Source organism: Paeniglutamicibacter sulfureus (assembly GCF_039535115.1).
Classification (GTDB): domain Bacteria; phylum Actinomycetota; class Actinomycetes; order Actinomycetales; family Micrococcaceae; genus Paeniglutamicibacter; species Paeniglutamicibacter sulfureus.
Window position 1 is genome coordinate 3,110,984 of the sequence record NZ_BAAAWO010000001.1, and the last position, 23,872, is coordinate 3,134,855.

The window sequence follows — 23,872 nt, forward strand, 5'->3', positions numbered from 1 at the left end:
GAAGCGCCCCTGGATGGTGAAGTTCTCGAGGCTCTTCTACTGCTCATCTTGTAGAGCCGGTAGATGGTTTTCAAGGGTTGGGACCATAAAAGCTGGGTAACAATTGCGAATTGACTTGAAGTTTTGGGCACGAATACCGAACCATCGGGTTTGTTTCCTCTTTGTCCCGCCAGACGACGGCCAACGCGGCCGCCTCCGCCGCGGGGGGTGATCTTTGCCCGGCGTCGCGCAGGCACGTGCGAAACCGTCTTATTGTCCCGCGCGCTTCACGCGCGAGTTGATCGGTGACTAGGCTGGAGCGTGTAAGGCCCGTCGGCGCGAACCGGGGGGAGCACATACGCCCCCCCTATCCGCGGCCGCGGGAATAGCCGTTGTGGCGGCGCCGCAACCGATCGCCCCAGCACGCGCCGGGGTCCGGAAGCCGCCACGAGACAGAGAAGGGAATTCAACACCATGCGTGAAGCCCTCGCCACCGGCGCCGCCTATCGGCGCCGGGATTTCAAGGCCGTGCTCTTTGACCTGGACGGTGTGCTGACCCCCACCGCCGAGGTCCACCGCGAGGCTTGGCAACAACTCTTCGACGGCTTCTTCGCCGAGGCCGGGGTTCAGGGACCCTACACCGAGGCGGACTACTTCGCCCTGGTCGACGGGCGGCCCCGGTACGAGGGCGTCGCGGCGGTGCTGGCCGACCGCGGCATCGAACTGCCGTGGGGCCAGGACACCGATGCCGCCGGGACCAACAGCGTGTGCGCCCTGGGCAACCGAAAAAATGTGGTCTTCCGCGCGATCCTGCACGAAGCGGGGATCGAGCCCTACCCGGGGTCCCTGGCCTACCTGCGGCAAATCCAGCAGGCAGGGCTCGAGGTGGCCGTCGTCTCCTCCTCCCGCAATGCAGAGGAAGTCCTGGAGGCCGCCGGGCTGCGCGGTGAATTCAGCGTGGTGATCGGTGGCCACCAGGCCGCCGCGCGCAACCTGCCGGGCAAACCCGCCCCCGACACCTTCCTGGCCGCGGCCAGCGACCTCGGCTGGTCGGTCAACGAATGCATCGTCATCGAGGACGCGATCTCCGGGGTCCAGGCGGCGGTTTCGGGCGGCTTCGGGCTGGTGGTGGGAGTGGCCCGGGACCAGCCGGAAGCGGCACTGCGGGCGGCCGGGGCAGACATCGTGGTGACCGACCTTGACGACCTGGTCAACCAGCAGGCACGCGACGACTGGGAACTGGACACCTGGTCCTACACCCGGGTGCACCCGCGCCCCATCGACCCCTCGGTGGAGCAGACGATTTTCTCCCTGGGCAACGGTTTCCTGGGAATGCGCGGCGATTCGCTGGGCATCGGCGAATGCACCGACGGGATGTTCATCAACGGGCTGCACGAGACCTGGAAGATCCGCCACGCCGAATCGGCCTTCGGGCTCGCGGAAGCCGGACAGACCATGGTCCCGGCACCCGATGCCCGGACCGTGCGCGTCTACATCAACGACGAGGCACTGGAGATCGGGCGCACCGAGATCCTCAAGGACGAGCTGCGGCTGGACTTCAAGGACGGGACGCTGATTTCCGACACCCTCTGGCGGACCGCCGAGGGCCACCGCGTGATGGTGCGCACCCGGTCCATGGTCTCCTTCTCCGAACGGCACCTGGCCCTGTTCCGGGTCACCGTGAGGTTGCTTGACGCCCCTGCGCACGTCTTCGTGCAGTCGGCGCTGATTGGCCAGCCGCGCGCCAGGCCCGTGCCCACCGCCGCCGAGTCGGACGCCGGCGAGGTGCCCTTCGACCCGCGCAAGTCGGCCGGCAGCGGCGAGGAATCGATGCTGCCGGGGGGCACCTACGAACAGGACGGGATCTGCGCGCTGAGCTACTACGTGCGCGGTTCGCACATGTCGGTGGCCGCCGCGATCTCGCATGTCACCCGCATCGCCGGGGACACCCGCGACTTCGACGAGCGCTCCTCCGTCCTGCCCGATCGCGTCGAGCACACCGTCTCGGCCTACCTGGAGAAGGACGAGGCCCTGCACATCGACAAGTTCGCCTCCTTCCACTCCTCGCGGCGGCACGACACGCAGGAGATGGTCAACCGTTGCGTGCGCGCGCTGAACCACCTGGTCCCGCGCGGAGCCGACGCGCTGTTCTGGGCACAGCGCGAATTCCTCACCGATTTCTGGAAGCACGCCGACGTGCGGGTGCGCTCCCACCCGCTGCTGCAACGCTCGATCCGCTGGAACCTCTACGCCCTGGCGCAGGCCTCCGCCCGCGCCGACGGGTTGGGGATCTCCGCCAAGGGGGTCTCGGGCAACGGCTATTCCGGCCACTACTTCTGGGACACCGAGATCTATGTGCTGCCGTTCCTGACCTATACCAACCCGCAGTGGGCGCGCAATGCGCTGCGCGCGCGGGTGTCGATGATCCCCGCGGCCAGGCGCCGCGCGGCGACGCTGAACGAACACGGCATCCTCTTCCCATGGCGCACCATCAACGGCGAGGAGGCCAGCGCCTACTACCCGGCAGGCACCGCGCAGTACCACATCAACGCGGACGTGGTGTATTCCCTGGCCCGCTATGTGGGCGCCAGCGGGGACACCGGGCTACTGTTGGGCGGCGGGGCGGAAATCGTGGTGGAGACCGCCAGGCTGTGGAATTCGCTGGGGTTCTGGCGCGAGACCAAGACCGGGCGCAGCTTCCACATCCACGGGGTGACCGGTCCGGACGAGTACACCGCGGTGGTCAACGACAACACCTTCACCAACGTGATGGCGCGCTTCAACCTGAACTACGCGGTGAACCTCATGGGCTACCTGAAGGAGGAATTCCCCGAAGAGCATGCGCGCATCGTCGAGGAGCTGGACATCGGTCGGCGGGAAGTCCGTGACTGGTCCGACGCCGCGCTGGCCATGCACATCCCGTTCTCCGAGAAGGTGGGGATCCACCCGCAGGACGCGGGGTTCCTGAACCGGGAGGTCTGGGATGTGCCGGGCACCGGCCCGGAGCACCGCCCGCTGCTGCTGCACTTCCACCCGCTGGTGATCTACCGCTTCCAGGTGCTCAAGCAGGCGGACACGGTGCTGGCCCTGTGGCTGCGTTCCTCGGACTTCACGCCGGAGCAGAAACGTGCCGACTTCGACTACTACGATCCGCTGACCACAGGGGACTCGACGCTCTCGGCCACGGTGCAGGCGATCCTCGCCGCGGAGGTCGGCTATCAGGACCTGGCCTACGACTACTTCGAGCACGCGTTGAACGTGGATCTGCTGAACCTGCACGGCAATGCGGCCGACGGGGTGCACGTGGCCTCCACCGGTGGGGTGTGGGCGGCACTGGTCTACGGTTTTGCCGGGTTGCGCGACGACACCGGGGAGTGGCTCTTCGACCCGCGGCTGCCCGCGGAGTGGGACGAGCTGGAGTTCTCATTGCGCCGCAACGACTCCTCCGTGCACTTCCGGCTCGAGGCGCGGTCCCTGACCGCGTCGTTGCGCGAAGGCGCGGACGAGGCCTCGTTCAGGGTGCGCGGGGTGCAATACACGGTGTCCCCGGGCAATCCGGAGGTGTCTGTCGCCCTGGACGGCCAGGGGCCGGTGCTGGAGGGCGAGCCGTCCATCGACGCGGTCTTTGCGCTGCAGCGCGAGGACGGCTCCCCGCTGACCTCCAACATGAAGAAGCTCACGCGCGAGGAGGAGCTGGAGAACGAACCGCCGATCAGCATCATCGGATAACGGCCCCGCGATCCGGCCGCGACCCAATGGCGGCATGAAAGAACGGGCGGGGAACCCCCATGAAAGGGTGCCCCGCCCGGTCTTTTTTTGGTGCGGATTGGGGGGCTTGCGCGCACTAGCCGGGCGTTGGGCGCGGAATTCCCGGGCCCTTGCCTTTCCGCTGCTGCCGCGAGGGCCGCGCCGGGCTCATCCAAGGATTCCTTCCCCTGTGCGGCGGACTTTCTGTGTACCGGCAGCCACTGTCCAGGACGCCGTCCGCTGCGCCGGCGACGCGGCGTCCGTACGGTCTGCCAATCGATACCAGTCCATCCGAACTTCGGCCGGCGTCACCTCGAGTACCGAGAATCCGTGCGAATCAAAATCCAGGTACTTGATGTGCGGGTTCAGCGCCCTGATGGCGGATTCGACGGACAGGGAGGCGGTGCGCTCCGGAACCCGAAGGATGTCGTCCATGTTGTCGCTGGTGACGGACGTGCACACCAGTTCCGTGCCGAGGGAACGGCCGGTGAGCGGGTAGGTCAGCGGGTCGGCCGGAAGATCGCAGGCCCAGCCCGAGTGGATGTCACCGGTCAGGAAGACGGTGTCTGTCACGGCGTTGTCCCGCAGATGCCCCAGGACCCGGTTCCGGTCGGCGACATAGCCGTCCCATTGGTCCACGTTGTAGGGAACGCCGTCGATATTGCCGTCCCCCATCAGTTCGCCCAAGGCATGCAGCTCCTGCGCGTTCAGCGTGGAAGGGATCCGGACCGGGGTCATCATGACCGGGTTGCCCACCAGCTTCCACTGCTGCGTATCATTGCCGAGCCCGGCCAGCAGCCAGTGAATCTGCTCCGTGCCCGTCATGGTCCGGTCGGGATCGTCGATGGCGGGCCCTGCCTGGCTGTCGGCCTGCTTGCTCCGGTAAGAGCGCAGGTCCAGCATCGATAGGCTCGCCAACGACCCGAACTCCAGCCTGCGGTATAGCTGCCCGTCGGTTTCGTAGCGAACCGGCATCCACTCCGCGTAAGCCTGCCTGGCGTGCCCCGAACGCGTTGCCCAGCTTCCTTCGGCACCCTCGGTGTGGTTCGCGGCGCCGCCGGAGAACGCATCGTCGGCGAATTCATGGTCGTCCCAGGTCACCACGAACGGCGCGGCGGCATGCAGCGCCTGCAATTCCGGGTCCGTCTTGTACTGGGCGTGGCGCCGACGGTAATGCTCCAACGTGGTCATCTCCACGGCCGGATCGTGGGGACGAACAACGATGTCACGCGCCTGGTACTCGCCGGGTGCGTACTCGTAGACGTAATCGCCCAGATGGAGCACCAGGTCCAGGTCGCCGCGGTCGGCCAGGTGCCGGTAGGCGGCGAAGTGGCCGGCCTGGTAATTGGCGCATGAGACCACGCCCATCCGCAACCGGTCCACGGCCGCACCGGCCGCCGGAGCAGTGCTTGTCCGGCCCACCGGGGAATACTCCTGGCCGAACTTGAACCGATACCAATAGGTCGTACCCGGCGACAGCCCGGCGGCCACCACCTTGAGGGTGTGGTCCCGCCAGGCACCCGTCTGCGCCCATCCGCCTGCCACCACCCGTCGGAAATCGGAATCGGCGGCTACGTCCCAGCGGATCCGGGCATCGCCGCCGAGTCCCGAGCCGGGCGTCGCGACTGCCTCCGGAGTCAGCCGCGTCCACAGCAGCACCGACTCCGGATAGGGATCGCCCGAGGCAATCCCGTGCTGGAAGTGGCCACTGGCGCCATGCGCCGGCAGAGCGGTGGAAAAAATACCTGTGAGGGTGGCGGCAGCGGCAATAATGCCGGTTGACCGAAGCACTTGACGGCGCGGAAGCGCCGTAGCTGTCGACTGGGATGGCACGAAGGATCCGGTGGATGAAGTCACCTTGTCCATTCAACCTCATCGTCGCGCCCATGGGTACGGATCGCGGCCGGTCGCGGGCTCGGGGTGCCATGCGCCCAGGAGCCAGGGTTCGGGGATGGCGCCGTGCCGCCACCTGGTCCACGCCCGGGCAGCCGGCCACCGGACGCATCGACCTACGGCGCCCGGCTTCAGCCCCGAGGATGGAGGCAGCCTTCCGCCGCACTGGTCCTTGGGATTCGGCGACGGGATTCGGCGACGGGACCGGGCGACGGGACCGGGCGACGCCAAGGGCTGCCTCCGTGAAGTCCTCGAGCTCGGCCCGGACGCCCCTGGCGGCCATGCGCACAGGCTTGAATCAACAGGATTGGGCGCCGGTTGAAGGAGTCCAACCGAAAACGTCCTAGCCGAGCTTGGAGTGCGTGGCCCCGCCGACGGCCTCGACGTCCGTCGGCTCGGTGCCCCGGGCCCGGGCGATGGTGCGCATCAGGTGGAAGATCACCAGCGTGGCGATGGTGCCCAGGGCGATGCCGCCGAGCTTGACCTCGCCGAAGGCCAGTTCGCTGGTGACGGCGATGGCGATGATCAGCCCCGTGCCTGCGGTCATCAGGTTGATCGGGTTGGAGAAGTCGACCTTGTTCTGCACCCACAGGCGCGCCCCGATGATGCCGATCATGCCGTAGAGCACGATGCCCGCGCCGCCGGATACCCCGGCGGGGATGGTGTTGATGACGGCGCCGAACTTCGGGAAGAACGCCACCAGGATCGCCACGATGCCCGCGATCCAGTAGGCGGCGGTGGAGTAGACCCGCGAGGAGGCCATCACCCCGATGTTCTCCGCGTAGGTGGTGGTGCCCGAGCCGCCGCCGAAGCCGGCCAGCAGCGTCGCGGCGCCGTCGGCCAGCAGCGCCCGGCCGTTGACCGCGTCCAGGTCGCGCCCGGTCATCAGCCCCACGGTCTTCACGTGGCCGATGTTCTCGGCGATCAGCACGAACACCACCGGCAGGAACACCAGCAGCGTGTCCAGGTGGAAGGTGGGGGCGGTGAACACCGGCAACCCGATGACCGGGGCGTCGGCGATGGGCTGGAAGTCGACCTGGCCCTGTGCCAGTGCCACCAGGTAGCCGATGACCAGGCCCAGCAGGATGGACAGCCGGCCCAGCAGGCCGCGGAAGAGCACCGCGGAGACCACGATGGCCAGCACCGTCGCGAAGGTGGTCAGCGGGAATTCCTGCATCGGCTTGAGCGTGGCCGAGGCCAGGTTCAAGCCGATCAGCGCGACGATGGTGCCCATGACCACCGGCGGCATCAGCGCGTGGATCCACCCGGTGCCCGATTTCTGCACGATCAGCCCGACGACGAACAGCGCCGCACCGGAGACCACGATGCCGCCCAGCGCCCCTGCCATCCCGTGCCCGGCCATGGCCGCGGAGACCGGGGCGATGAACGCGAAGGAGGAACCCAGGTAGCTGGGCACCCGGCCCGCGGTGATGAGCAGGAACAGCAGGGTCCCCACGCCGGAGAAGAACAGCGTAGTGGTGGCCGGGAACCCGGTGATCGCCGGAACCAGCACCGTGGACCCGAACATCGCCATGACGTGCTGCACGCCAATGGAGATGGTCTGCGGCCAGTGCAGCCGCTCGTTCGGGGCCACCACCGTTCCGGGGGAGATGGACTTGCCGTCGCCGTGCAGGTTCCAGCCAATGCCGAATCGGTTGCTCATGGGTGCCTTCCGGGCGCAGGGTGGGAAAAAATGCCGGGGGGCGCGCACGCGGCGCGCAAAACCCCCGTGTGCATTTTACTCACCCCACGGGCAGTGCGACACCCGCGGTGATGGAACCCACCCCGTCCCCGGCGCCGGGCGCATCGGCGGCCGTCTGGGCGAAGAAGTCCAGCTCGTGCACGGACGAGGCCTCGAAGGCGCGCCACATGGCCGCCCGCGTGGACCCGTCGGCCCGTGCGTGAACGCCCCGGACCAGTTCGATGGCCCGCGCCGTGACGTCGTCGAACTGAACCGAGGAATAGGTGGCCAGCCAGTCCGCGTAGGGGTGTGCCGGGTGGTTGGCCACCGCCAGCCGCTTGCCCACGTCCTGGTAGATCCAGAAGCAGGGCAGCAGCGCGGCCGCAAGCACCGGGTAGTCGTCGCTGCCGGCCCGCAGGTGGTTGAGGTACGCGGTGGTGGCGTTCGAGGGCTCCGGGACCTGATCGGCGAGCCGGCCGCGGTGCAGCGTCATTTCCTCCTCCAGGCAGCTGGCGGCGCTTCCCGCCCAGAAGCGCTGCTCCTCGGTGGTCGGGGCGAGTTCCGAGGCCCGCGACATGACCCGCGCATAGCTGCGCAGGTACAGGGCGTCTTGACCCAGGTAGTCCTCGAAGTCGGCGGGGGCCAGCGACCCGTCCTTGAGCCGGCGGATGAACGCCAGCTCGTCGATGCCCGCGCGGATGCCGGCGATCGCTTCCCACCAGTGCGCCAGCGGGTCCCGGGCCGGCGCCGGGCGCACCCCGTCCCAGAGTGCTGCCAGGTGGTTGACCGGGCCGTGCCCGCCGCCGACCGCCAGCTCGTCCGCCCGGGCAATCGCCTCCGACAGCCAGGCCTTGGCCTGGCGCAGCGCCTGGGCCCAGTCGCCGCCGCGGGCGTAGAAGGTCGCCAGGGCGGAGGAGAGCGAGCAGCCGGTGCCGTGGGTGTTGGCGGTGGCCAGCCGCGGCGAGGCGACCTCGAAGAGCACGCCGTCGGGAGAGATGAGGGCGTCCCGGCAGGTTTCGCCTTCCAGGTGTCCGCCCTTGGCCAGCACCAGGACCTGGTACTCGGCGGCAAGGGAGCGCGCCTGGGCCACCGCCTGCTCCCAGTTCCCGGCCACGGGGCCGCGCCCCAGCACGGCAAGTTCCGGGATGTTGGGGGTGATCACGTCGACGTGGGCAAAGAGGCGCCGCAGCGCGTTGGTTGCCTCTGCATCCAGCAGCGAATCCCCGCTGGTGGCGACCATGACCGGGTCCAGCACCACCGCCGGGGCATCGGAGCCCGCGGCGGTCCGGATCCCGGCCAGCCAGCCGCCGAGCTCGTCGATGACCGCCGCGTTGGCGAGCATCCCGATCTTGATCGCGTCGATGGCGATGTCCTCGGAAACCGCGCGCAGCTGCGCCAACAGGAAGCCGGCCGGCGGCACGTGCACGGCACTGACGCCGCGGGTGTTCTGCGCGGTCAGCGCGCTGATGGCGGCCATGCCGTAGCCGCCGGCGGCGGCGATGGATTTCAGGTCTGCCTGGATCCCGGCGCCGCCGGAGGGGTCGGAGCCGGCGATGGACAGGATGTTCTTCACGGTGTTCGGGGTGCTCATGGCTTGCTGCCCTCCCAGAGGGTGCGTAGGTTCCTGGATGCTTCGCGCGGGTCATCGGCGGCGCAAATGGCGCGGACCACCGCCACGCCGGCGGCCCCGGCGCGGGCCAGCGGGGCAACATCCGCGGCGTCGATGCCGCCGATGGCGATGACCGGGAGGTCGCTGAGTCCAACGGCGCGGGCCAGGCCCGCGTGGCCCAGCGGCTCGGGGTGGTCCTTCTTGGTGGGGGTGGCGTGCACGGCGCCGACCCCCAGGTAATCGATGGTGCCCGGGGCAAACGCGTTGAGTTGGTTCGCGGTGCGGATCTCGCCATCGCCGGCCGCGGAGAGTCCCAGCACGGAGCCGGGGCCGATGAGTTCGCGCACCAGGTTTGCCGGCAGGTCGGATTGGCCGATGTGAACGCCCTGCACGTCAGCGCCGGAGGTGCGGGCGGCCAGGAACACGTCGACGCGGTCGTTGACCAGCAGTGCCGCGCGCCCGGCGGTGTGGTGGGCGCATTCCATGACGAGGTCCACGAATTCTCCGGCCGGCATGTCCTTGCAGCGCAGCTGCACCGTCGTGATGCCTCCGTCGACCGCGGCCTTCACAATGTCGACCAGCGGACGTCCGGCGGTGGAGGCCGAGTCCGCGACCAGGTACACGCCGTAGCCGCTCATGAGAGCACCGCCGCGGCGCGCAGCTCGGCGGGGGAGATGGCTGCCAGCGCGTCCAGGAAGAGCGGGGCGAAGGTGCCGGGTCCCGCCGCGTGCTCTGCGGCGCGTTCGGCGGCGGCGGAGTAGAAGGCGTGCGCGGCCACCGTGGCCACCAGCGGGTCGGGGCCGGTGGACAGGAAGGCGGCGCAGACCGCGCCCAGCGCGCACCCGCCGCCGGTGATGCGGGTCAGCAGCGCGCTGCCGCCGTGCACGTACACGATGCGCACCCCGTCGGTGACCAGGTCAGCCTCCCCGGAGACAGCCACGACAGCTCCGCTGCTCCTGGCCAGCTCCCTGGCGGCGTCGGCCGCGGCGGCAACCGAATCGGTGGACTCGACCCCGCGCCCGCCCCCCGAGACGCCGGCCAGCGCCAGGATCTCCGAGGCGTTCCCGCGGATCACGCTCGGTCCGGCGGCGGCAAGTTCGCGGGCGAGCGCGGTGCGCACGCGCAGCGACCCGATCGCCACGGGGTCCAGCACCCAGGGCGTCGAGGCGGCGCCGGCGCCGGTAACGGCCTCGCGCATGGCGGCCGCCTGCTCGGTGTTCGGGGTGCCCAGGTTCACCAGCAGGGATGCCGCCACCGCGGCAAAGTCGCCGGCCTCCCCGGGGACGTCCACCATGGCCGGGGACCCGCCGACGGCCAGCAGCACGTTGGCGGTGAAGTTGGTGACCACGGTGTTGGTCAGGCACTGGACCAGGGGCGAGGAGGCGCGCAGCGCGCCCAGGGCATCGGCGAGCTCGCCGGGTGTTACAAATCTTGAAGGCGCCATGGATTCCATGAGCAACATCCCTCCGCTAGTACGAACTAGATCAGGTTCTACGGGTTTCATCTCAGCCGGTCGCGTGCGCGCCGACACCCCGTGTCACTATGCGTGAGCCTATCCCACCGGGCCCCGGGGCGGGAAAGCCGAGTCCGCGTCCTTCCTGCGCGAGGCGCCTCCCCGCAACCAGGGCGCGGCGGCCTGTTGGAGATGCCGCGCTGGCCGTAGGCTCGGGACATGGGCACATCCGACACTCCACACAAATCAGCTGCGTCTCGCGAGTCGACGGCGCTGAACGAGCTCGAGCTTCCCGAGGTGGTGCCCGAACTCCCGGAAAACATCGTGGAGATCGTCGCCTCCATGCACGACGTGGTCGCCACCCGGCTGGCCCACCCGCGCCGCTTCCGGGCCTCGCAGCTCAAGGCGCTCGAACGGATGCTGGATGCCCACGAGCAGGATTTCACCGATGCGCTGGCCGACGACCTGGGCAAGGGCACCGTCGAGGCGAAGCTGACGGAAATCGACATGGTGCGCGCGGAAATCGACCACGCGCAGCTTCACCTCTCCGAGTGGATGGAGTCCAAGGCGGTGAAGATCCCGTTGGCACTGCATCCGGCGGCAGCCAAGATCGAGCCGCAACCCCTGGGCGTGGTGCTGGTGATCGGCGCCTGGAATTATCCGCTGCAGTTGATCCTCGCCCCGCTGGTTGCCTCCATCGCGGCGGGCAACGTCACGGTGCTCAAGCCCTCGGAGCTGGCACCGGCGACCTCCGCGGTGCTGGGCAGGCTGATCCCGAAGTTCCTCGACCACCGGGCCTGCGCCGTCGTCCAAGGCGGCGCATCCACCAGCAAACACTTGCTGGAACAGCACTTTGACCACATCTTTTTCACCGGCGGTGAGCGGGTTGGCAAGATCGTGGCCCGCGCCGCCGCAGAGCACCTGACACCCGTGACACTTGAGCTGGGCGGAAAGTCCCCGGCCCTGGTGATGGACGGATCCTCCGCCACGGTGGCGCGCAGGCTTGCCTTCGGGAAGTTCATGAATTCCGGGCAGACCTGCGTGGCGCCCGACTACGTGCTGGCGGTCGGCGATGCCGCCCGGGACCTGGAAAAACAGCTGGCCAAGGCGATCACCGGGTTCTACGGGAAGAATCCGCTGTCCAGCCGCGACTACGGCCGCATCGTGAACACCGCCCACTTCGACAGGTTGGTTTCCTACCTGGACCACGGCGAGATCCTCATCGGGGGCGGGTACGATGCCGACACCCTGAAGATCGAGCCCACCGTGATGGCCAACGTGGATCCGGACTCGCCGCTGATGCGCGAGGAGATCTTTGGCCCGATACTGCCGATCATCGCGGTGGAAAGCTTCGATGCGGCCGTGCGCTTCATCAACGCACGCCCAAACCCGCTGGTCGCCTACCTCTTCAGCGAGAACCCGCGGCTGCAGTCGGCCTTCGGGGACCAGGTGCGGGCGGGGGCCATCGTGCACAATGCGCCCAATGTGCACCTCTTCGTCCCGGGTCTTCCCTTTGGCGGCGTTGGCGCATCCGGCATGGGTGCATACCACGGGCGGCATGGGTTCGAGCGGCTATCGCAGATGCGCGCGGTGATGGGCAAGACGACAGTAGTGGACACGCTCAAGGCGCTCTACCCGCCGTACACGTGGGCGAAATCCAAGCTCATCGACAGGCTCATGTAAGCATTCCGCAATCCGCATATTCACCTGTGGAAGCCGCTTTTTGGCAGAACGTCCGGAATGCCGCAGTCAGCCATGTAGGCCCGCGGGGCCCTCCCGCCGGGGGCGGCTCGCAGTCCTACATCCGTGCCACGCCGTGGTGCTTTCCGGGTGGCAACGCACCGGGAACACGACGGAACCTGTGGTCCCCTATCCGAGCACCGCGGAGACAATGTCCTTCGCCTCGGCCTGCACCCGGGCCAGGTGCTCGTCGCCCAGGAACGACTCGGCGTAGATCTTGTACTTGTCCTCGGTGCCCGAGGGGCGCGCGGCAAACCAGGCGTTCTGCGTGGTGACCTTCAGCCCGCCGATCTTCGCCCCGTTGCCCGGCGCCTCGGTCAGCCGTGCGGTGATCTCCTCTCCCGCCAGCATCTCGGCGGCCACGTCGGTGGCCGCGAGGTTCCCCAGCCGCGCCCGCTGCTCCCTGTCGGCCGGGGCGTCGATGCGCGCATAGCTCGGGGAGCCGTGCTCGGCTGCCAGCGCGGCATAGTGCTTCGAGGGGGAAGAGCCGGTGACGGCGGTGATCTCGCTGGCCAGCAGCGCCATCAGGATTCCGTCCTTGTCGGTGGTCCAGGTGCGTCCGTCGCGGCGCAGGAAGGATGCGCCCGCGGATTCCTCGCCGCCGAACGCCCCGGAACCGTCCAGCAGCCCCGGCACGAACCACTTGAAGCCCACCGGGACCTCGACCAGGGTGCGGGCCAGTGAGGCGGCAACCCGGTCGATCATCGAGGAGGAGACCAGCGTCTTGCCGATGCCCGCCTCCGCGGACCAGCCGGTGCGGTTGGTGTAGAGGTACTCGATGGCCACGGCCAGGTAGTGGTTGGGGTTCATCAGCCCGGCATCGGGAGTGACAATGCCGTGGCGGTCCGCATCGGCGTCGTTGCCCGTGGCAATGTCGAAGGAGCTGCGGGCGGCGATCAGCGAGGCCATCGCATCGGCCGAGGAGCAGTCCATGCGGATCTTGCCGTCGGTGTCCAGGGACATGAAGGCAAAGCGCGGGTCCACGCCCGGGTTGACGACGGTGAGGTCCAGCTTGTGGGTTTCGGCGATCGCGCCCCAGTAGTCGACGGCGGCCCCGCCCATCGGGTCGGCGCCGATGCGGATGCCGGCATCGCGGATCGCGTCCAGGTCCAGCGCGGAGGGCAGGTCGTTGACGTAGGAGGACATGAAGTCAAAGGAGCCGATCTTGCCGCCCAGCCGCGCGGCGCCCAGCGGGATCCGCTTGACCCCGGCCAGCTTGGCCTCCAGCAGCTCGTTGGCGCGGTTCGCGATCCACGAGGTGGCGTCGGTGTCGGCCGGCCCGCCGTGCGGCGGGTTGTACTTCAGTCCGCCGTCGGCGGGAGGGTTGTGCGAGGGGGTGATGATGATGCCGTCGGCGCGCGGAGCGGCCGGGTCGGCGTTGTGCGCCAGGATGGCGTGGCTCAGGGCCGGCGTGGGGGTCCAGCCGGTGCGTGCATCGGCCAGGATCGACACGTCGTTTCCGGCCAGGACCTCGAGCACGGTGTCCTGTGCAGGATCCGAGAGGGCATGGGTGTCCTTGCCGACGAAGACCGGTCCGGTGATCCCGGCGCCGCGCCGGTATTGGACAATGGCCTGGGTGATGGCGGCGATGTGGTCCTCGTTGAAGGAACCGTTCAGCGAGGTGCCGCGGTGCCCGGAGGTGCCGAAGGCCACGCGCTGGGCGGGGTCGGAGGGATCCGGGTGGATGTCGAAGTACGCGTCGCGCACCGCTGGGAGATCGATCAGGTCTTGGGGCAGTGCCGGGGTCCCGGCGCGAGGATGGGCCATGCCCCCCAGTTTCTCATTGATTGCGTTGCCGTGGCCGAAGACGCCGCGGTGCGGGTTCATGATTTCGTGTCGGGCCCCGCTGTGCGTCGGTCATCCCTGCTCGGCATCCTTCACCCGGGGGACCACGCCGACGGTGTCCCAGGCATCGGCCAGCGCAAGCTCCACCTTGGAACCGGCCCCGTGGTCGCGGCGGGCCTGGAGCAGGGTCTGTTCGGCAAAGGTGCCGAAGTCCGCATCCTCAGGCAGCGCGCGCATGGCGACCACGTTGAACCACAGGGAACCGGCGGTTTCCCAGGCCTTGCCGCCCAGGGCCGTGGCAAAGAGATAAAACGCGTGGTTGGGGATGCCCGAGTTCAGGTGCACCCCGCCGTGGTCTTCGGCGGTCTCCACGTAGCCGGACATGGTCGCCGGCTGCGGGTCCCTGCCCAGGACCGGGTCGTCGTAGGCGGTTCCCGGGGCAGCCATGGAGCGCAAGCCGAGCCCCCGGACCTTGTCGGTGAACAGCCCCTCGCCGATCAGCCAGCTGGCGCTCGCCGCGTCCTGGCCGGCGGTGAACTGCTCCACGAGTGCGCCCAGGACATCGGCAATCGACTCGTTCAGCGCACCGGATTGGCCCCGGTAGGCCAGGTTGGTGGTGTGCTGCAGCAGGCCGTGCCCCAGCTCGTGGGCGATCACCGACAGGGAGGACGTCAACGACTCGAAGATCTCCCCGTCCCCGTCGCCCATCACCATTTGGGTGCCGTCCCAGAACGCGTTGGCGTAGTGCAAGCCGTAGTGCACGGTGCCGCCCAGTCCCAGGCCCAGTCCGGCGCCGTCCAGCGAGTTGAGCTTGAGCATCTCGACCAGGAACGCGTGGACCGCGCCCAGCCCGTCGAAGGCGCGGTTCGCGTCCTCATCCGCCACGGGGCCCAGGCCCTCGGTGCGGGCGTCGGTGCCGGGGGTGGTTTCGGCGCCCTGTGCGTCGCAGATGGCGCGGATCAGCCGCCCGGATGGTTCTATCAGCCGATCAAGGTCGGTGGCTGTGGTGGCCCGGTCGTGCAGCAGGGCCTGGTCCAGCAACAGGGTCCGGCGTGCCCGGGTGGCGATGCGTGCACGGGTTTCGGCCCCGGGCCCTTCCGCTTCCCCGGGTTCCGGGGGCGGGGCGATGAACTCGCGCATGCCCTCGGATGCATCCCAAGCACCGTCGCAGGCCGCCATCGACATCAGCAGGTACGGGGGTACGGCATGGTGCCGGGGGTGGGGGTCCGGATCCGGAAGCTGTGCTGCCTTGTGCATGGTGCCAACCCTCCCACCGGTTCCTGAGCGGCGAATGTGAGCATGCTGTGCCGGGCAATCGTGGCTAAACTGGGGGCCAGAGACGGTGCCGGGCCGGTGCATGAAGGTGCATGGGCAGGCGGGCACAAGTGAGGAACAGGAACCATGGGGAATCCCGAGGACGCAGCGCACGAACCAGAGAACCGGCCGTCGTTTGGGGATCCCAGCGACCCGCGCTGGTCGCACAACCCGCATGCGGCTCCGCCGCGCAATCCCTATCTGGACCAGCCGCTTGATGGCCCGCCGATTGGGCTGAACCGCGGTCCGGGCAGTCCTGGCAATGTGGGCCAGGCGGGCCAGAACGGTAACGGGCAGCCCGGCTACACGCGGCAGGGACCTGCCCAAACGGGGTCACCGCAAGCCGGTTATCCGCAGCCCGGCTACCCGGTGCAGGCCCAGCGCCCGGCCGGCGTGTTGGCCATTGTTTCGCTGGTGACCGGAATCATCGGATTGGTCAGCGTCGGGCTGTTCTTCTTCCCCCAACTGGCGGCGATTATCTGCGGCCACCTTGCCCTGCGCCGCGAACCGCACATGCGCGGTGTCGCCATTGCCGGCCTGGTCACAGGCTACCTGGGAGCCGCGATCTTCCTGCTGTGGATGGTCGTGCTCATCTTCCTGGGCAGCACGCTGGGGGCGTACGCCTACTAGGTCAGGATCCGCGGGCAAAAAGACAGCGGCCGCAACCGGCAAGAATGCCGGCTGCGGCCGCTCTCTGCGTTCGTGGCCCGCCCACCTCGTGGGAGCGGGATGCCGAGGGTCTAGCGGACCTCGCCCATCAGCCTCTTGAGGGCCGGGGTGGCCAGCAGCAGGCCAACGCCCAGCACGATGGCGGTTCCTCCGAGGGCAAGGAAATAAGTGATCTCGTTGCCCTCGGTGTAGAAACCGGCCAGGATGCCTGCCAGCGTGGTGCCCAGTGACACAGAGAGGAAGAACAGCGCGATCATCTGCGTGCCGAAGGCCGCCGGGGCCAGCTTGGTGGTGACGGACTGGCCGATGGGGCTCAGCAGCAACTCGGCCAGCGTGCAGAGCAGGAGGATGCCGACGAGCGCCGGCAGCGGCGTCTTCTCCAGCGAATTCATCGGGATGAAGACCAGGAATGCCAGGCCCACGAGAACCAGGGCCAGGGAGAACTTGACCACGGTTCCCGGCTGGCGGGTGCCCATCTTGGTCCACAGGGCGGCGAAGATGCCGGCCAGCACGATGATGAAGACAGGATTGATGGATTGGACCCAGGAGGCGGGCATCTCCCAGCCGAAGAGCGAGCGGTCCAGGCGTTCCTGCGAGTACACGGCGATGAACGTGAACTGCTGCTGGAACAGCGCCCAGAAGGCGGCCGAGGCGATGTATAGCGGGATGAAGGCGAGAACGTGCTTGCGCTCAACCGCGGAGACGCGCTTGGAACGCAGCATCAGGGTGAAGTAGATGACCGAAGCCAGGATGACGGCGTACGCAATGGTGCGTGCCAGGGACTCGGCGGTGACGATCTTCAACGCGAATGCCGCCACCACGACGACGACGAAGGCTAGGAAGCCGATCAGGTACTTCGTGCGCTCGTTGGCGGGCAGCGGGTTGCCGACCAGCTTGACCGAATCGGGCAGGTTCTTGCGGCCGCTGAGGTAGATGGCAACGCCAATGGCCATGCCGATGGCCGCTGCGGCGAAACCGAAGTGGAAGCCCCAGCGCTGCTGCAGGAATCCGGTGAGCAGCGGGCCAAGCAGGCCGCCGATGTTCACTCCCATGTAGAAGATCGAGAACCCTGCATCGCGACGGGTGTCTTCCTTGGAGTACAGGGAACCGACCAGTGCGGTGGCGTTGGCCTTCAACCCGCCCGAGCCCACGGCAACAAGGACCAGGCCGACGGCCAACCCGGTCGCGCCGGGAAGGGCTGCCAGCGCAATGTGTCCGCCCATGATCAGGAAGGCGGAGCAGAGCAGGACCTTTTCGGATCCCAGCAGGCGGTCCGCGAGCCAGGCGCCAAGAATGGTGCTCAGGTAGACGGCTCCGCCATACGCGCCGACCAGCGACAGCGCCAGGTCCTGGGGGATCCCGAGTCCGCCATCGGTGACGGAGAAGTACATGTAGTACGCGAGGATCGCTTGCATCCCGTAGAACGAGAAGCGTTCCCACATCTCGATGCTGAACAAATTCGAAAGCGTTTTGGGGTGGCCAAAGAAGCCGGTCGAGGACGGATCCTTCAGCGAGGTGGATATAGACATGTCATCAATTTTTCGCCCGTGATGCGCGTCATGCCCACTTTGTAGATCAATCTCACATTTCGGACAGTTGTTGCGCCAGGGCCAGGAGCTGGCTTTCCGACCCCGCCCGGCCAATCAGTTGCACGCCCATTGACAGGCCGTTGGCCGTCGTGAACGTCGGTACCGTGATCGCCGGAAGGCCCGAGACGTTCACCATGGATGTGTAGGGGGTGTACTGGCATTGGCGCATGTAGTCGGTGTCTGCGTCCTGCGAGGTGTAGAAGCCGATTGCCGGGGGAGTGGACGCCATGGCGGGAGTCAGCACCACGTCGTAGCGGCCCCACTGCGTGCGGAAATCCGAGGCAATCTCCGTCAGGCGGCGGGCCGCCGCCACGGAGGTCATCAGGTCGCGGTGCGTGGCGCGTTCGCGGAACGACCGTGCCAGGGTGCCCAGTTTCGCTTCACTGCCCGCCGGGATGGGAGCCGCCGCAAGGCCGCCGGTCCACACCGTGGAAAACGTCTCGGGGTAGGCCGCATCGTAGAAGATCTCGGCTTCCTCAAGATGGTGGCCCCGGGCGCCGAGCGCCCTGATCCCATGGTTGAGCGCCGCGTGGGCGTCGGGAGCGAGCTTGATTTCGTACGCCGAGGCAAAGGGGCTGTCGGTGCTGACCCCGATCCGCAGGCCGCGCAGGGCATCGACGGCACCGTCTCGCAGGGCATCCAGATAAGTTTCGCGCGTGGGGTCGACCATGGCATCCATGAGCAGTGCCGCATCCAGGGCGGTGCGGGCCAAGGGTCCGGAAACGGTGAGCCGAGGTGCACCGAAGGCGTCGAGGGTGCCGTCCAGGACGTCGCTGGGGATGGTGCCCATGCCGGGCTTCAGCCCAATCAGGGCGCAGGCCGAGGCCGGGATGCGGACCGAGCCCCCGCCGTCGCTGCCTGGACCAAAGGGCAGCATCCCGGCCGCCACGGCCGCCGCTTCTCCGCCGCTGGAACCACCGGCGGACAATGCCGGGTTCATCGGGTTCCGGGCAGGCGGCGCCACATCGTTTTCCGAATGGCAGCTCAACCCGAACTCGGGCACCTGGGTCTTGCCCAGCGAAATTGCGCCAGCCCGCGACAGCGTGGCCACCAGGGGCGAGTCCTTTGTGGCAACGGCGGGGCCGAATGCGGCGGTTCCGAAGCCGGTCGGCACGCCCGCCACGTCCAGCAGGTCCTTGTAGGCCAGCGGCATCCCGTTGAGCATCCCCACGGGCTCCCCGGCGGCATAAAGCGCATCGGAGTTAGCGGCCGCGGTCATTGCCTGCTCCGCGGTGACGGTGACGAACGATCCCAGGACGGGGTTGAGTTCCTCGATCCGCCCCAGATAGTGCCCGACCGCATCGCGTGCAGACAGATCCCCGCGGCGCAGCGCATCGCGAAGTTCCAACGCGGTCATTTCGGCAATCTCGGACATCAACGACTCCTTCTGTGGTGATGGAGCACCAATGCCTTCCGGCAGCGGTCCCCACCACCGATCGTAGTACGGCTCGATGCCCGCCAACGCGGGTGCGGTGCGGCGCAACATCCGCTTCACCGAATCCATGGCCCATCACGCCCGGGCGCTAGGCTGTTGGGCAACACAACAACTGGTGAGCCAAAGGAGAGTCATGAGTGATTTTGAAACGGTATCGGTCGATCAGGTTCCCGCCGACGCGTTGATCCTTGACGTCCGCGAAGAGTACGAATGGGTCGAGGGACACGCCACGGGCGCCGTTCACATCCCGCTCGCCGACCTGCCGCTGCGCCTCGAGGAACTTGACCCGGACACCGACGCCTACATCATTTGCCGCACCGGCGGCCGTTCGGCACAGGCCGCGGCGTGGCTGGTCTCCCAGGGATACTGCGCCTTCAACATTGCCGGCGGTTCAGGTGCCTGGCTCGAAGCCGGGCTGCCTCTGGAGAGCGAAAACGGGCAGGAGCCCACCGTCCGATGATCTACACCTATTTGGGTCCTGCGGGAACCTTCACCGAGGCCGCCCTGCTGCAGGTTCCCGGTGCCCGGGACGCCGAACGCATCCCGTCGGCCAACGTCAACGCGGCACTTGACAAGGTCCGCAGCGGGGAAGCCGACGCGGCCATGGTGCCCATCGAGAACTCGGTGGAGGGCGGGGTGTCCGCCACGCTGGATGCCATAGCCACCGGGGAGGCCCTGCAGATCATGCGCGAGGCCCTGGTGACCATCAGCTTCGTGCTGGCGGTGCGCCAAAACATCGATTCCCTCGAGCAGATCCGCTCCGTTTCCACGCACGGCCATGCCTGGGCGCAATGCCGCGGCTGGGCCGAAGCGAATATTCCCGGAGCGGAATTCGTTCCCGCCTCCTCCACGGCAGCAGGTGCGCTCGCACTGCTGGACGATGAAACCGGACACGATGCGGCGATCTGCTCGCCCCTGGTGGCCCGGGAACGCGGACTGAAGATCCTGCGCGAAGGCATCGAAGACTACCAGGGAGCCGTCACCCGGTTCGTCCTTGTCGCCCGCCCGGGGCCGATCCCGGCGCCGACCGGAGTGGATAAGAGCACCGTCATCTTGCCGCTGGCCGAGGACCGGCCCGGCGCCCTCATGGACATCCTGGAACAGTTCGTGGTGCGCGGGGTAAACCTCAGCCGCATCGAGTCCCGACCCACGGGTGAGGGCATGGGAAAGTATTTCTTCTCCGTGGACGTCGACGGGCATCTGGCGCAGGAACGCGTTGCCGACGCACTGGCCGGCCTGCACCGGGTCTGCCCGGACCTGCGGTTCCTGGGTTCATACCCGGCGGCCGAAGGGCTCTCCTCTTCGGTGGATGCGCACAACTCCGACAACGCGTTTTCCAAGGCGCACGCGTGGGTTCACGGCCTCAAAACGCGTCTGGCCACCTAGTTTCGAGGATTTCCGGCGCGGGCGCTGCCCGCCCCGGAAACCTTGGAAGGATCGCTAGCCCAAGCGCATCTTCAGCGACGCGGGTTTCACCTTGACTTCGAGCCCGGTCACCAGCCCCGTCGCGTCACCGTCGATCTGGGTGTTCATGGGCTCGTGGCAACGGACGTTAAGCGTTGCGGTCGGATAGAAGCCCATCACCGGGATTGCACCGCGGGCACGGAATGCCGTCTTGAGGAAAATCCAGCCCCACCCGGCGGCGCTGCGCGGGCTGAGAACGACCACGTCCAAGACGCCGTCGTCGATCTTTGCCTCCGGAACCAGGTCCAGGCCCTGCAGCTTCCCGCAATTGGCAAAGAGCACGGAACGAACGCTGCGGGTTTGCTCGGACCCACCGTCCAGGGCGATGGAGATCTTCTTGCGCTTGCCCGGGAGGTGCCGGAAACCGGCCTCCGAATAGGCCAGCCAGCCAACCTTGGCCTTGAGTTCCTCGTTCGTGTCGTCCATGACATCGGCATCCGTGCCAACGCCCGCGATCACCAGGAATGCATGCTCGCTGGCGCTTCCGTCGAGGTGGTTCAAGGTGATCGATCCGGTGTCAATGGTGCGCACGGGTCCCCGAACGGCCCCGAACGCCGCGGTGTCAATGTCCTCGAGCGGCACGTCCACGTTGCGGGCCAGCAGGTTCCCCGTCCCCAGCGGAATCAACCCGAGGGTGGCATCGGTGTCACGCAGGACCTCGGCCACGGCGCGGACGGTGCCGTCGCCTCCTGCCGCAATGACAACGTCACAGCCGGCTTCCAGGGCCTCTCGGGCGGCGCCCTGTCCCGGATCGTCAACCGTGGTCTCATAGACCAGGGGATCCACGAGGCCGGCCTCGGCACACACATGATGCACGGCGGCTATCGCTTCGTCCATTCCCAGCTTGCTTGGATTCACCACCAGCGCAACCTTGAGTGCGGACGTGGCGATGCCCGCGACGGGGGCCAGGGATGCCGGCCGATTCCGGTCCACGAGCCGGCGCACGGAGAGCCAACTAATTGTTGCCGCCGTGCCCGCGGCACCCGCGCTGATCAGGGCAAAGAGTCGATTACGTTGCATAGTCTCCCCAGACTAACGGGGATTGCTAGGCTTAGGACGTGATCGACGTAAAAGTACTCAGTGAAAATCCAGATACCTTCCGCGCATCGCAGCGCGCCCGCGGGGCGGATGAGTCCCTGATTGATGCGATTTTGGCCGCAGATACAGCGCGCCGCGAGTCGATTGCATCCTTTGAGGCGCTGCGTGCCCAACAGAACGCCTTCAGCAAGAGGGTCGGCGCGGCCAAGGGCGAGGAAAAGCAGGCGCTACTGGCCGAGGTCAAGGACCTGGCCAGGAACGTCAAGGAGGCACAGGCCGCCTCGGACGCTGCCGCAGAGACCTACACGAAGCTGCAGCGCTCCATCCCCAACCTGATCCTGGACGGTGTGCCCTCCGGCGGCGAGGACGACTTCACCGTCGTCAAGCACGTGGGAACACCCCGCGACTTCGCCGCCGAGGGCTTTGAGCCACGCGACCACCTCGAGCTCGGCGAGCTGCTCGGTGCCATCGACATGGAACGCGGCGCGAAGGTCTCCGGTTCCCGTTTCTACTTCCTCAAGGGCATTGGTGCCCGCCTGGAAATCGCACTGATGAACATGGCCCTGGACCAGGCCGTGCAGAACGGCTTCATCCCCATGATCACCCCGACGTTGGTGCGCCCTGAAACCATGCAGGGCACCGGCTTCGACGTCGAGCACGACGACGAGATCTACAAGCTCGAGCGCGACGACCTGTACCTGGTGGGCACCTCCGAGGTCGCCCTGGCCGGGTACCACGCCAACGAGATCCTCGACCTTTCGGACGGTCCGACGCGCTATGCAGGTTGGTCCTCCTGCTACCGCCGCGAGGCGGGCTCGGCGGGCAAGGACACCCGCGGCATCATCCGCGTCCACCAGTTCAACAAGCTGGAAATGTTTGTCTACTGCTCCCCGGAGCAGTCCGAGGCCGAGCACGCCAAGCTGCTGGCCTGGGAAGAGGAAATGCTCGCCAAGGTCGAGCTGCCTTATCGCGTCATCGATACCGCGGCCGGGGACCTGGGCATGAGCGCTGCACGGAAGTTCGACTGCGAGGCATGGGTCCCGACCCAGGACGCCTACCGCGAGCTGACCTCCACCTCCAACTGCACCACCTTCCAGGCCCGCCGCCTGAACATCCGCGAACGCGAAATTGGCGCCGACGGCAAGCCGGGCAAGACCCGTGCTGTGTCGACGCTCAACGGCACCCTGGCGACCACCCGATGGATCGTGGCCATCCTTGAGCACCACCAGAACGCCGACGGCTCGGTCAACGTGCCGGTGGCGCTTCGCCCGTACCTGGGCGGAATGGAAGTTCTTCCTCTCCTGTAAGCCAAGGAACGAAGGCGCGAACCATCCCGTTGGGAGGAGGCACATGCCTCCTCCCAACGGCCGTTAACCACCGGAAACGCTGGCAGGGAACCCGGCGGTTCGGAAGACATTCATGCATCGTTCACGACACATTGTGGGCTGGCTCATCCCCAGGAAGTGATTTTGATGCTTCACTGGATAAATGACAGTTATGACAAGAACCGGCATCGAAGACCGGTCAGAAGCAACCGAAACCTACATGATCTGCCTTGATGTCGACGGCACCCTCGTCAACCACGTCGGGGAGATGAGCCCGGCGGTCAAGGATTCGGCCCGCGCCATCGTCGCGGCCGGACACGAGGTCGTCATTTCCACGGGGCGCTCCCTCGGCGCAACACTTCCGGTCATTCAAATGCTCGGCATCGAGAACGGTTATGCCGTCTGCTGCAACGGCGGCGTCACTGTGCGCATCGACACCACGCTGGAAGACGGCTACGAAATCATCGAACGCAAGACCTTCGACCCGGCTCCCGCATTGCGTGCACTGCTCAAGGCGCTGCCCACAGCGAAGTACGCACTAGAAGACGACAAGGGGCAGTTCCTTTCCACAGAGCGCTTCGAGGATGCCAGCTTTGGCGTCGTCGCAACCCCGGTGACGCTGGACAAGATGCTTGAAGCCACGGCCGTTCGCCTGGTGGTCTTCTCCACCGACGCCACCGCCGAGGAATTCGGCGATGCAGTCGGCACGCTCGGACTTTCAGGAGTCACCTATTCGGTGGGCTGGACGGCGTGGCTGGACATCGCCGCCGAGGGCGTCACCAAGGCCAGTGGCCTCGAAGCGCTGCGCATGGCGCGCGGGTTCGACATCGAGCGGACCATTGCCGTGGGCGATGGCCGCAACGACATCGAGATGCTGTCGTGGGCAGGTCGGGGCGTGGCCATGGGCCAGGCCCCAGACGAAGTCAAGGCCGTGGCAGACGAAATCGCAGCCGGCGTGGACGATGACGGACTGGCGAAGGTCCTGCAGGATTTCCTCATGCCCAAGGCAGCCTGAGGTCTCGGCTGAGACCCAGGACGTCCGCCATGGCACCTTGCCGTGGCGGACGTTCAACTTAAGCCGCCTTAGGTTCCGGAGCAATCACATGGATTCCCCTGGCCGTTCCCTGGTGCAGGTGATGGGCCGCTGGCAC

At 67.4% G+C, this 23,872-nt stretch carries 17 protein-coding genes and 1 riboswitch; of the genes, 7 read left to right on the forward strand and 10 right to left on the reverse strand.

Translation table 11 applies throughout. The annotated features are described in order from the left end of the window. The first annotated feature begins 453 nt into the window (after nucleotides 1-453). On the forward strand, nucleotides 454-3,708 hold the full coding sequence (locus ABD687_RS14235; protein WP_302263297.1) for an HAD-IA family hydrolase: 3,255 nt from the start codon (nucleotides 454-456) through the stop codon (nucleotides 3,706-3,708). A 186-nt stretch (nucleotides 3,709-3,894) separates the two neighbouring features. Here ABD687_RS14235 and ABD687_RS14240 read toward each other — a convergent pair whose 3' ends face one another. The 5 genes from ABD687_RS14240 to thiM all read right to left on the reverse strand — a co-directional run bounded on the left by ABD687_RS14240 (nucleotide 3,895) and on the right by thiM (nucleotide 10,362). Beyond that, complete coding sequence (locus tag ABD687_RS14240; RefSeq protein WP_310290167.1) at nucleotides 3,895-5,592, reverse strand: alkaline phosphatase D family protein; 1,698 nt, start codon at nucleotides 5,590-5,592, stop codon at nucleotides 3,895-3,897. 370 nt (nucleotides 5,593-5,962) lie between these two features. Beyond that, nucleotides 5,963-7,282 carry a uracil-xanthine permease family protein gene (locus ABD687_RS14245; RefSeq protein ID WP_302263295.1) on the reverse strand — a complete coding sequence of 440 codons (1,320 nt, stop codon included), beginning with the start codon at nucleotides 7,280-7,282 and terminating at the stop codon, nucleotides 5,963-5,965. Nucleotides 7,283-7,361: 79 nt separating this feature from the next. Next, the gene (gene thiD / locus ABD687_RS14250) at nucleotides 7,362-8,891 is read right to left on the reverse strand and encodes a bifunctional hydroxymethylpyrimidine kinase/phosphomethylpyrimidine kinase (protein WP_310290163.1); all 1,530 of its coding nucleotides are present in this window, start codon (nucleotides 8,889-8,891) and stop codon (nucleotides 7,362-7,364) included. Beyond that, nucleotides 8,888-9,547: a thiamine phosphate synthase gene (gene thiE / locus ABD687_RS14255; protein WP_310290161.1), complete on the reverse strand. Its 660-nt coding sequence runs from the start codon at nucleotides 9,545-9,547 to the stop codon at nucleotides 8,888-8,890. The genes thiD and thiE overlap by 4 nt, the downstream gene beginning before the upstream one ends. Further along, nucleotides 9,544-10,362: a hydroxyethylthiazole kinase gene (gene thiM, locus ABD687_RS14260; protein WP_310290159.1), complete on the reverse strand. Its 819-nt coding sequence runs from the start codon at nucleotides 10,360-10,362 to the stop codon at nucleotides 9,544-9,546. The genes thiE and thiM overlap by 4 nt, the downstream gene beginning before the upstream one ends. After that, nucleotides 10,354-10,454: riboswitch (TPP riboswitch) on the reverse strand. Its footprint overlaps the gene before it by 9 nt. Nucleotides 10,455-10,581: 127 nt before the next feature. Here thiM and ABD687_RS14265 point away from each other — a divergent pair. Then, the gene (locus ABD687_RS14265; RefSeq protein WP_310290157.1) at nucleotides 10,582-12,045 is read left to right on the forward strand and encodes an aldehyde dehydrogenase family protein; all 1,464 of its coding nucleotides are present in this window, start codon (nucleotides 10,582-10,584) and stop codon (nucleotides 12,043-12,045) included. A 186-nt stretch (nucleotides 12,046-12,231) separates the two neighbouring features. Here the strand turns inward: ABD687_RS14265 and pgm are convergent, their stop codons facing one another. Both pgm and ABD687_RS14275 read right to left on the reverse strand, forming a co-directional pair. Continuing rightward, the gene (gene pgm, locus ABD687_RS14270; protein WP_302263375.1) at nucleotides 12,232-13,869 is read right to left on the reverse strand and encodes a phosphoglucomutase (alpha-D-glucose-1,6-bisphosphate-dependent); all 1,638 of its coding nucleotides are present in this window, start codon (nucleotides 13,867-13,869) and stop codon (nucleotides 12,232-12,234) included. Between the two features lie 90 nt (nucleotides 13,870-13,959). Beyond that, nucleotides 13,960-15,144 carry a M4 family metallopeptidase gene (locus tag ABD687_RS14275; RefSeq protein WP_310290154.1) on the reverse strand — a complete coding sequence of 395 codons (1,185 nt, stop codon included), beginning with the start codon at nucleotides 15,142-15,144 and terminating at the stop codon, nucleotides 13,960-13,962. Nucleotides 15,145-15,288: 144 nt separating this feature from the next. Between ABD687_RS14275 and ABD687_RS14280 the strand changes: the two genes are divergently transcribed. Further along, the gene (locus ABD687_RS14280; protein ID WP_310290152.1) at nucleotides 15,289-15,831 is read left to right on the forward strand and encodes a DUF4190 domain-containing protein; all 543 of its coding nucleotides are present in this window, start codon (nucleotides 15,289-15,291) and stop codon (nucleotides 15,829-15,831) included. Nucleotides 15,832-15,941: 110 nt separating this feature from the next. On the opposite strand, the gene ABD687_RS14285 is transcribed toward ABD687_RS14280, so the two are convergent. Both ABD687_RS14285 and ABD687_RS14290 read right to left on the reverse strand, forming a co-directional pair. Beyond that, nucleotides 15,942-17,399 (reverse strand): peptide MFS transporter, encoded by a 1,458-nt coding sequence (locus tag ABD687_RS14285; RefSeq protein ID WP_302263288.1) that lies wholly within the window; start codon nucleotides 17,397-17,399, stop codon nucleotides 15,942-15,944. Between the two features lie 52 nt (nucleotides 17,400-17,451). Beyond that, nucleotides 17,452-18,834: an amidase gene (locus ABD687_RS14290; protein WP_302263287.1), complete on the reverse strand. Its 1,383-nt coding sequence runs from the start codon at nucleotides 18,832-18,834 to the stop codon at nucleotides 17,452-17,454. A gap of 193 nt (nucleotides 18,835-19,027) precedes the next feature. Between ABD687_RS14290 and ABD687_RS14295 the strand changes: the two genes are divergently transcribed. Together ABD687_RS14295 and pheA are read left to right on the forward strand one after the other, a co-directional pair. Next, nucleotides 19,028-19,354, forward strand: coding sequence for a rhodanese-like domain-containing protein (locus tag ABD687_RS14295; RefSeq protein WP_302263286.1), 327 nt, complete (start codon nucleotides 19,028-19,030; stop codon nucleotides 19,352-19,354). Then, nucleotides 19,351-20,280, forward strand: a complete 930-nt coding sequence (gene pheA, locus ABD687_RS14300) for a prephenate dehydratase (RefSeq protein ID WP_264270997.1) — start codon at nucleotides 19,351-19,353, stop codon at nucleotides 20,278-20,280. Before ABD687_RS14295 ends, pheA begins: the two co-directional genes overlap by 4 nt. Nucleotides 20,281-20,334: 54 nt before the next feature. Here pheA and ABD687_RS14305 read toward each other — a convergent pair whose 3' ends face one another. Continuing rightward, nucleotides 20,335-21,378, reverse strand: coding sequence for a diacylglycerol/lipid kinase family protein (locus ABD687_RS14305; protein ID WP_264270996.1), 1,044 nt, complete (start codon nucleotides 21,376-21,378; stop codon nucleotides 20,335-20,337). A gap of 38 nt (nucleotides 21,379-21,416) precedes the next feature. Here ABD687_RS14305 and serS point away from each other — a divergent pair, with 38 nt between their 5' ends. Further along, nucleotides 21,417-22,703, forward strand: coding sequence for a serine--tRNA ligase (gene serS / locus ABD687_RS14310; protein ID WP_264270995.1), 1,287 nt, complete (start codon nucleotides 21,417-21,419; stop codon nucleotides 22,701-22,703). A 181-nt stretch (nucleotides 22,704-22,884) separates the two neighbouring features. Further along, the gene (locus ABD687_RS14315) at nucleotides 22,885-23,736 is read left to right on the forward strand and encodes an HAD family hydrolase (protein WP_264270994.1); all 852 of its coding nucleotides are present in this window, start codon (nucleotides 22,885-22,887) and stop codon (nucleotides 23,734-23,736) included. The last annotated feature ends 136 nt before the right edge of the window (nucleotides 23,737-23,872 follow it).

Bases quoted from the DNA above. Each gene is read 5' to 3' on its own strand.
- ABD687_RS14235 (WP_302263297.1), top strand. From the start codon at position 454: ATGCGTGAAGCCCTCGCCACCGGCGCCGCCTATCGGCGCCGGGATTTC.
- ABD687_RS14240 (WP_310290167.1), bottom strand. From the start codon at position 5,592: ATGGACAAGGTGACTTCATCCACCGGATCCTTCGTGCCATCCCAGTCG.
- ABD687_RS14245 (WP_302263295.1), bottom strand. From the start codon at position 7,282: ATGAGCAACCGATTCGGCATTGGCTGGAACCTGCACGGCGACGGCAAG.
- thiD (WP_310290163.1), bottom strand. From the start codon at position 8,891: ATGAGCACCCCGAACACCGTGAAGAACATCCTGTCCATCGCCGGCTCC.
- thiE (WP_310290161.1), bottom strand. From the start codon at position 9,547: ATGAGCGGCTACGGCGTGTACCTGGTCGCGGACTCGGCCTCCACCGCC.
- thiM (WP_310290159.1), bottom strand. From the start codon at position 10,362: ATGGAATCCATGGCGCCTTCAAGATTTGTAACACCCGGCGAGCTCGCC.
- ABD687_RS14265 (WP_310290157.1), top strand. From the start codon at position 10,582: ATGGGCACATCCGACACTCCACACAAATCAGCTGCGTCTCGCGAGTCG.
- pgm (WP_302263375.1), bottom strand. From the start codon at position 13,869: ATGGCCCATCCTCGCGCCGGGACCCCGGCACTGCCCCAAGACCTGATC.
- ABD687_RS14275 (WP_310290154.1), bottom strand. From the start codon at position 15,144: ATGCACAAGGCAGCACAGCTTCCGGATCCGGACCCCCACCCCCGGCAC.
- ABD687_RS14280 (WP_310290152.1), top strand. From the start codon at position 15,289: ATGGGGAATCCCGAGGACGCAGCGCACGAACCAGAGAACCGGCCGTCG.
- ABD687_RS14285 (WP_302263288.1), bottom strand. From the start codon at position 17,399: ATGTCTATATCCACCTCGCTGAAGGATCCGTCCTCGACCGGCTTCTTT.
- ABD687_RS14290 (WP_302263287.1), bottom strand. From the start codon at position 18,834: ATGTCCGAGATTGCCGAAATGACCGCGTTGGAACTTCGCGATGCGCTG.
- ABD687_RS14295 (WP_302263286.1), top strand. From the start codon at position 19,028: ATGAGTGATTTTGAAACGGTATCGGTCGATCAGGTTCCCGCCGACGCG.
- pheA (WP_264270997.1), top strand. From the start codon at position 19,351: ATGATCTACACCTATTTGGGTCCTGCGGGAACCTTCACCGAGGCCGCC.
- ABD687_RS14305 (WP_264270996.1), bottom strand. From the start codon at position 21,378: ATGCAACGTAATCGACTCTTTGCCCTGATCAGCGCGGGTGCCGCGGGC.
- ABD687_RS14315 (WP_264270994.1), top strand. From the start codon at position 22,885: ATGACAGTTATGACAAGAACCGGCATCGAAGACCGGTCAGAAGCAACC.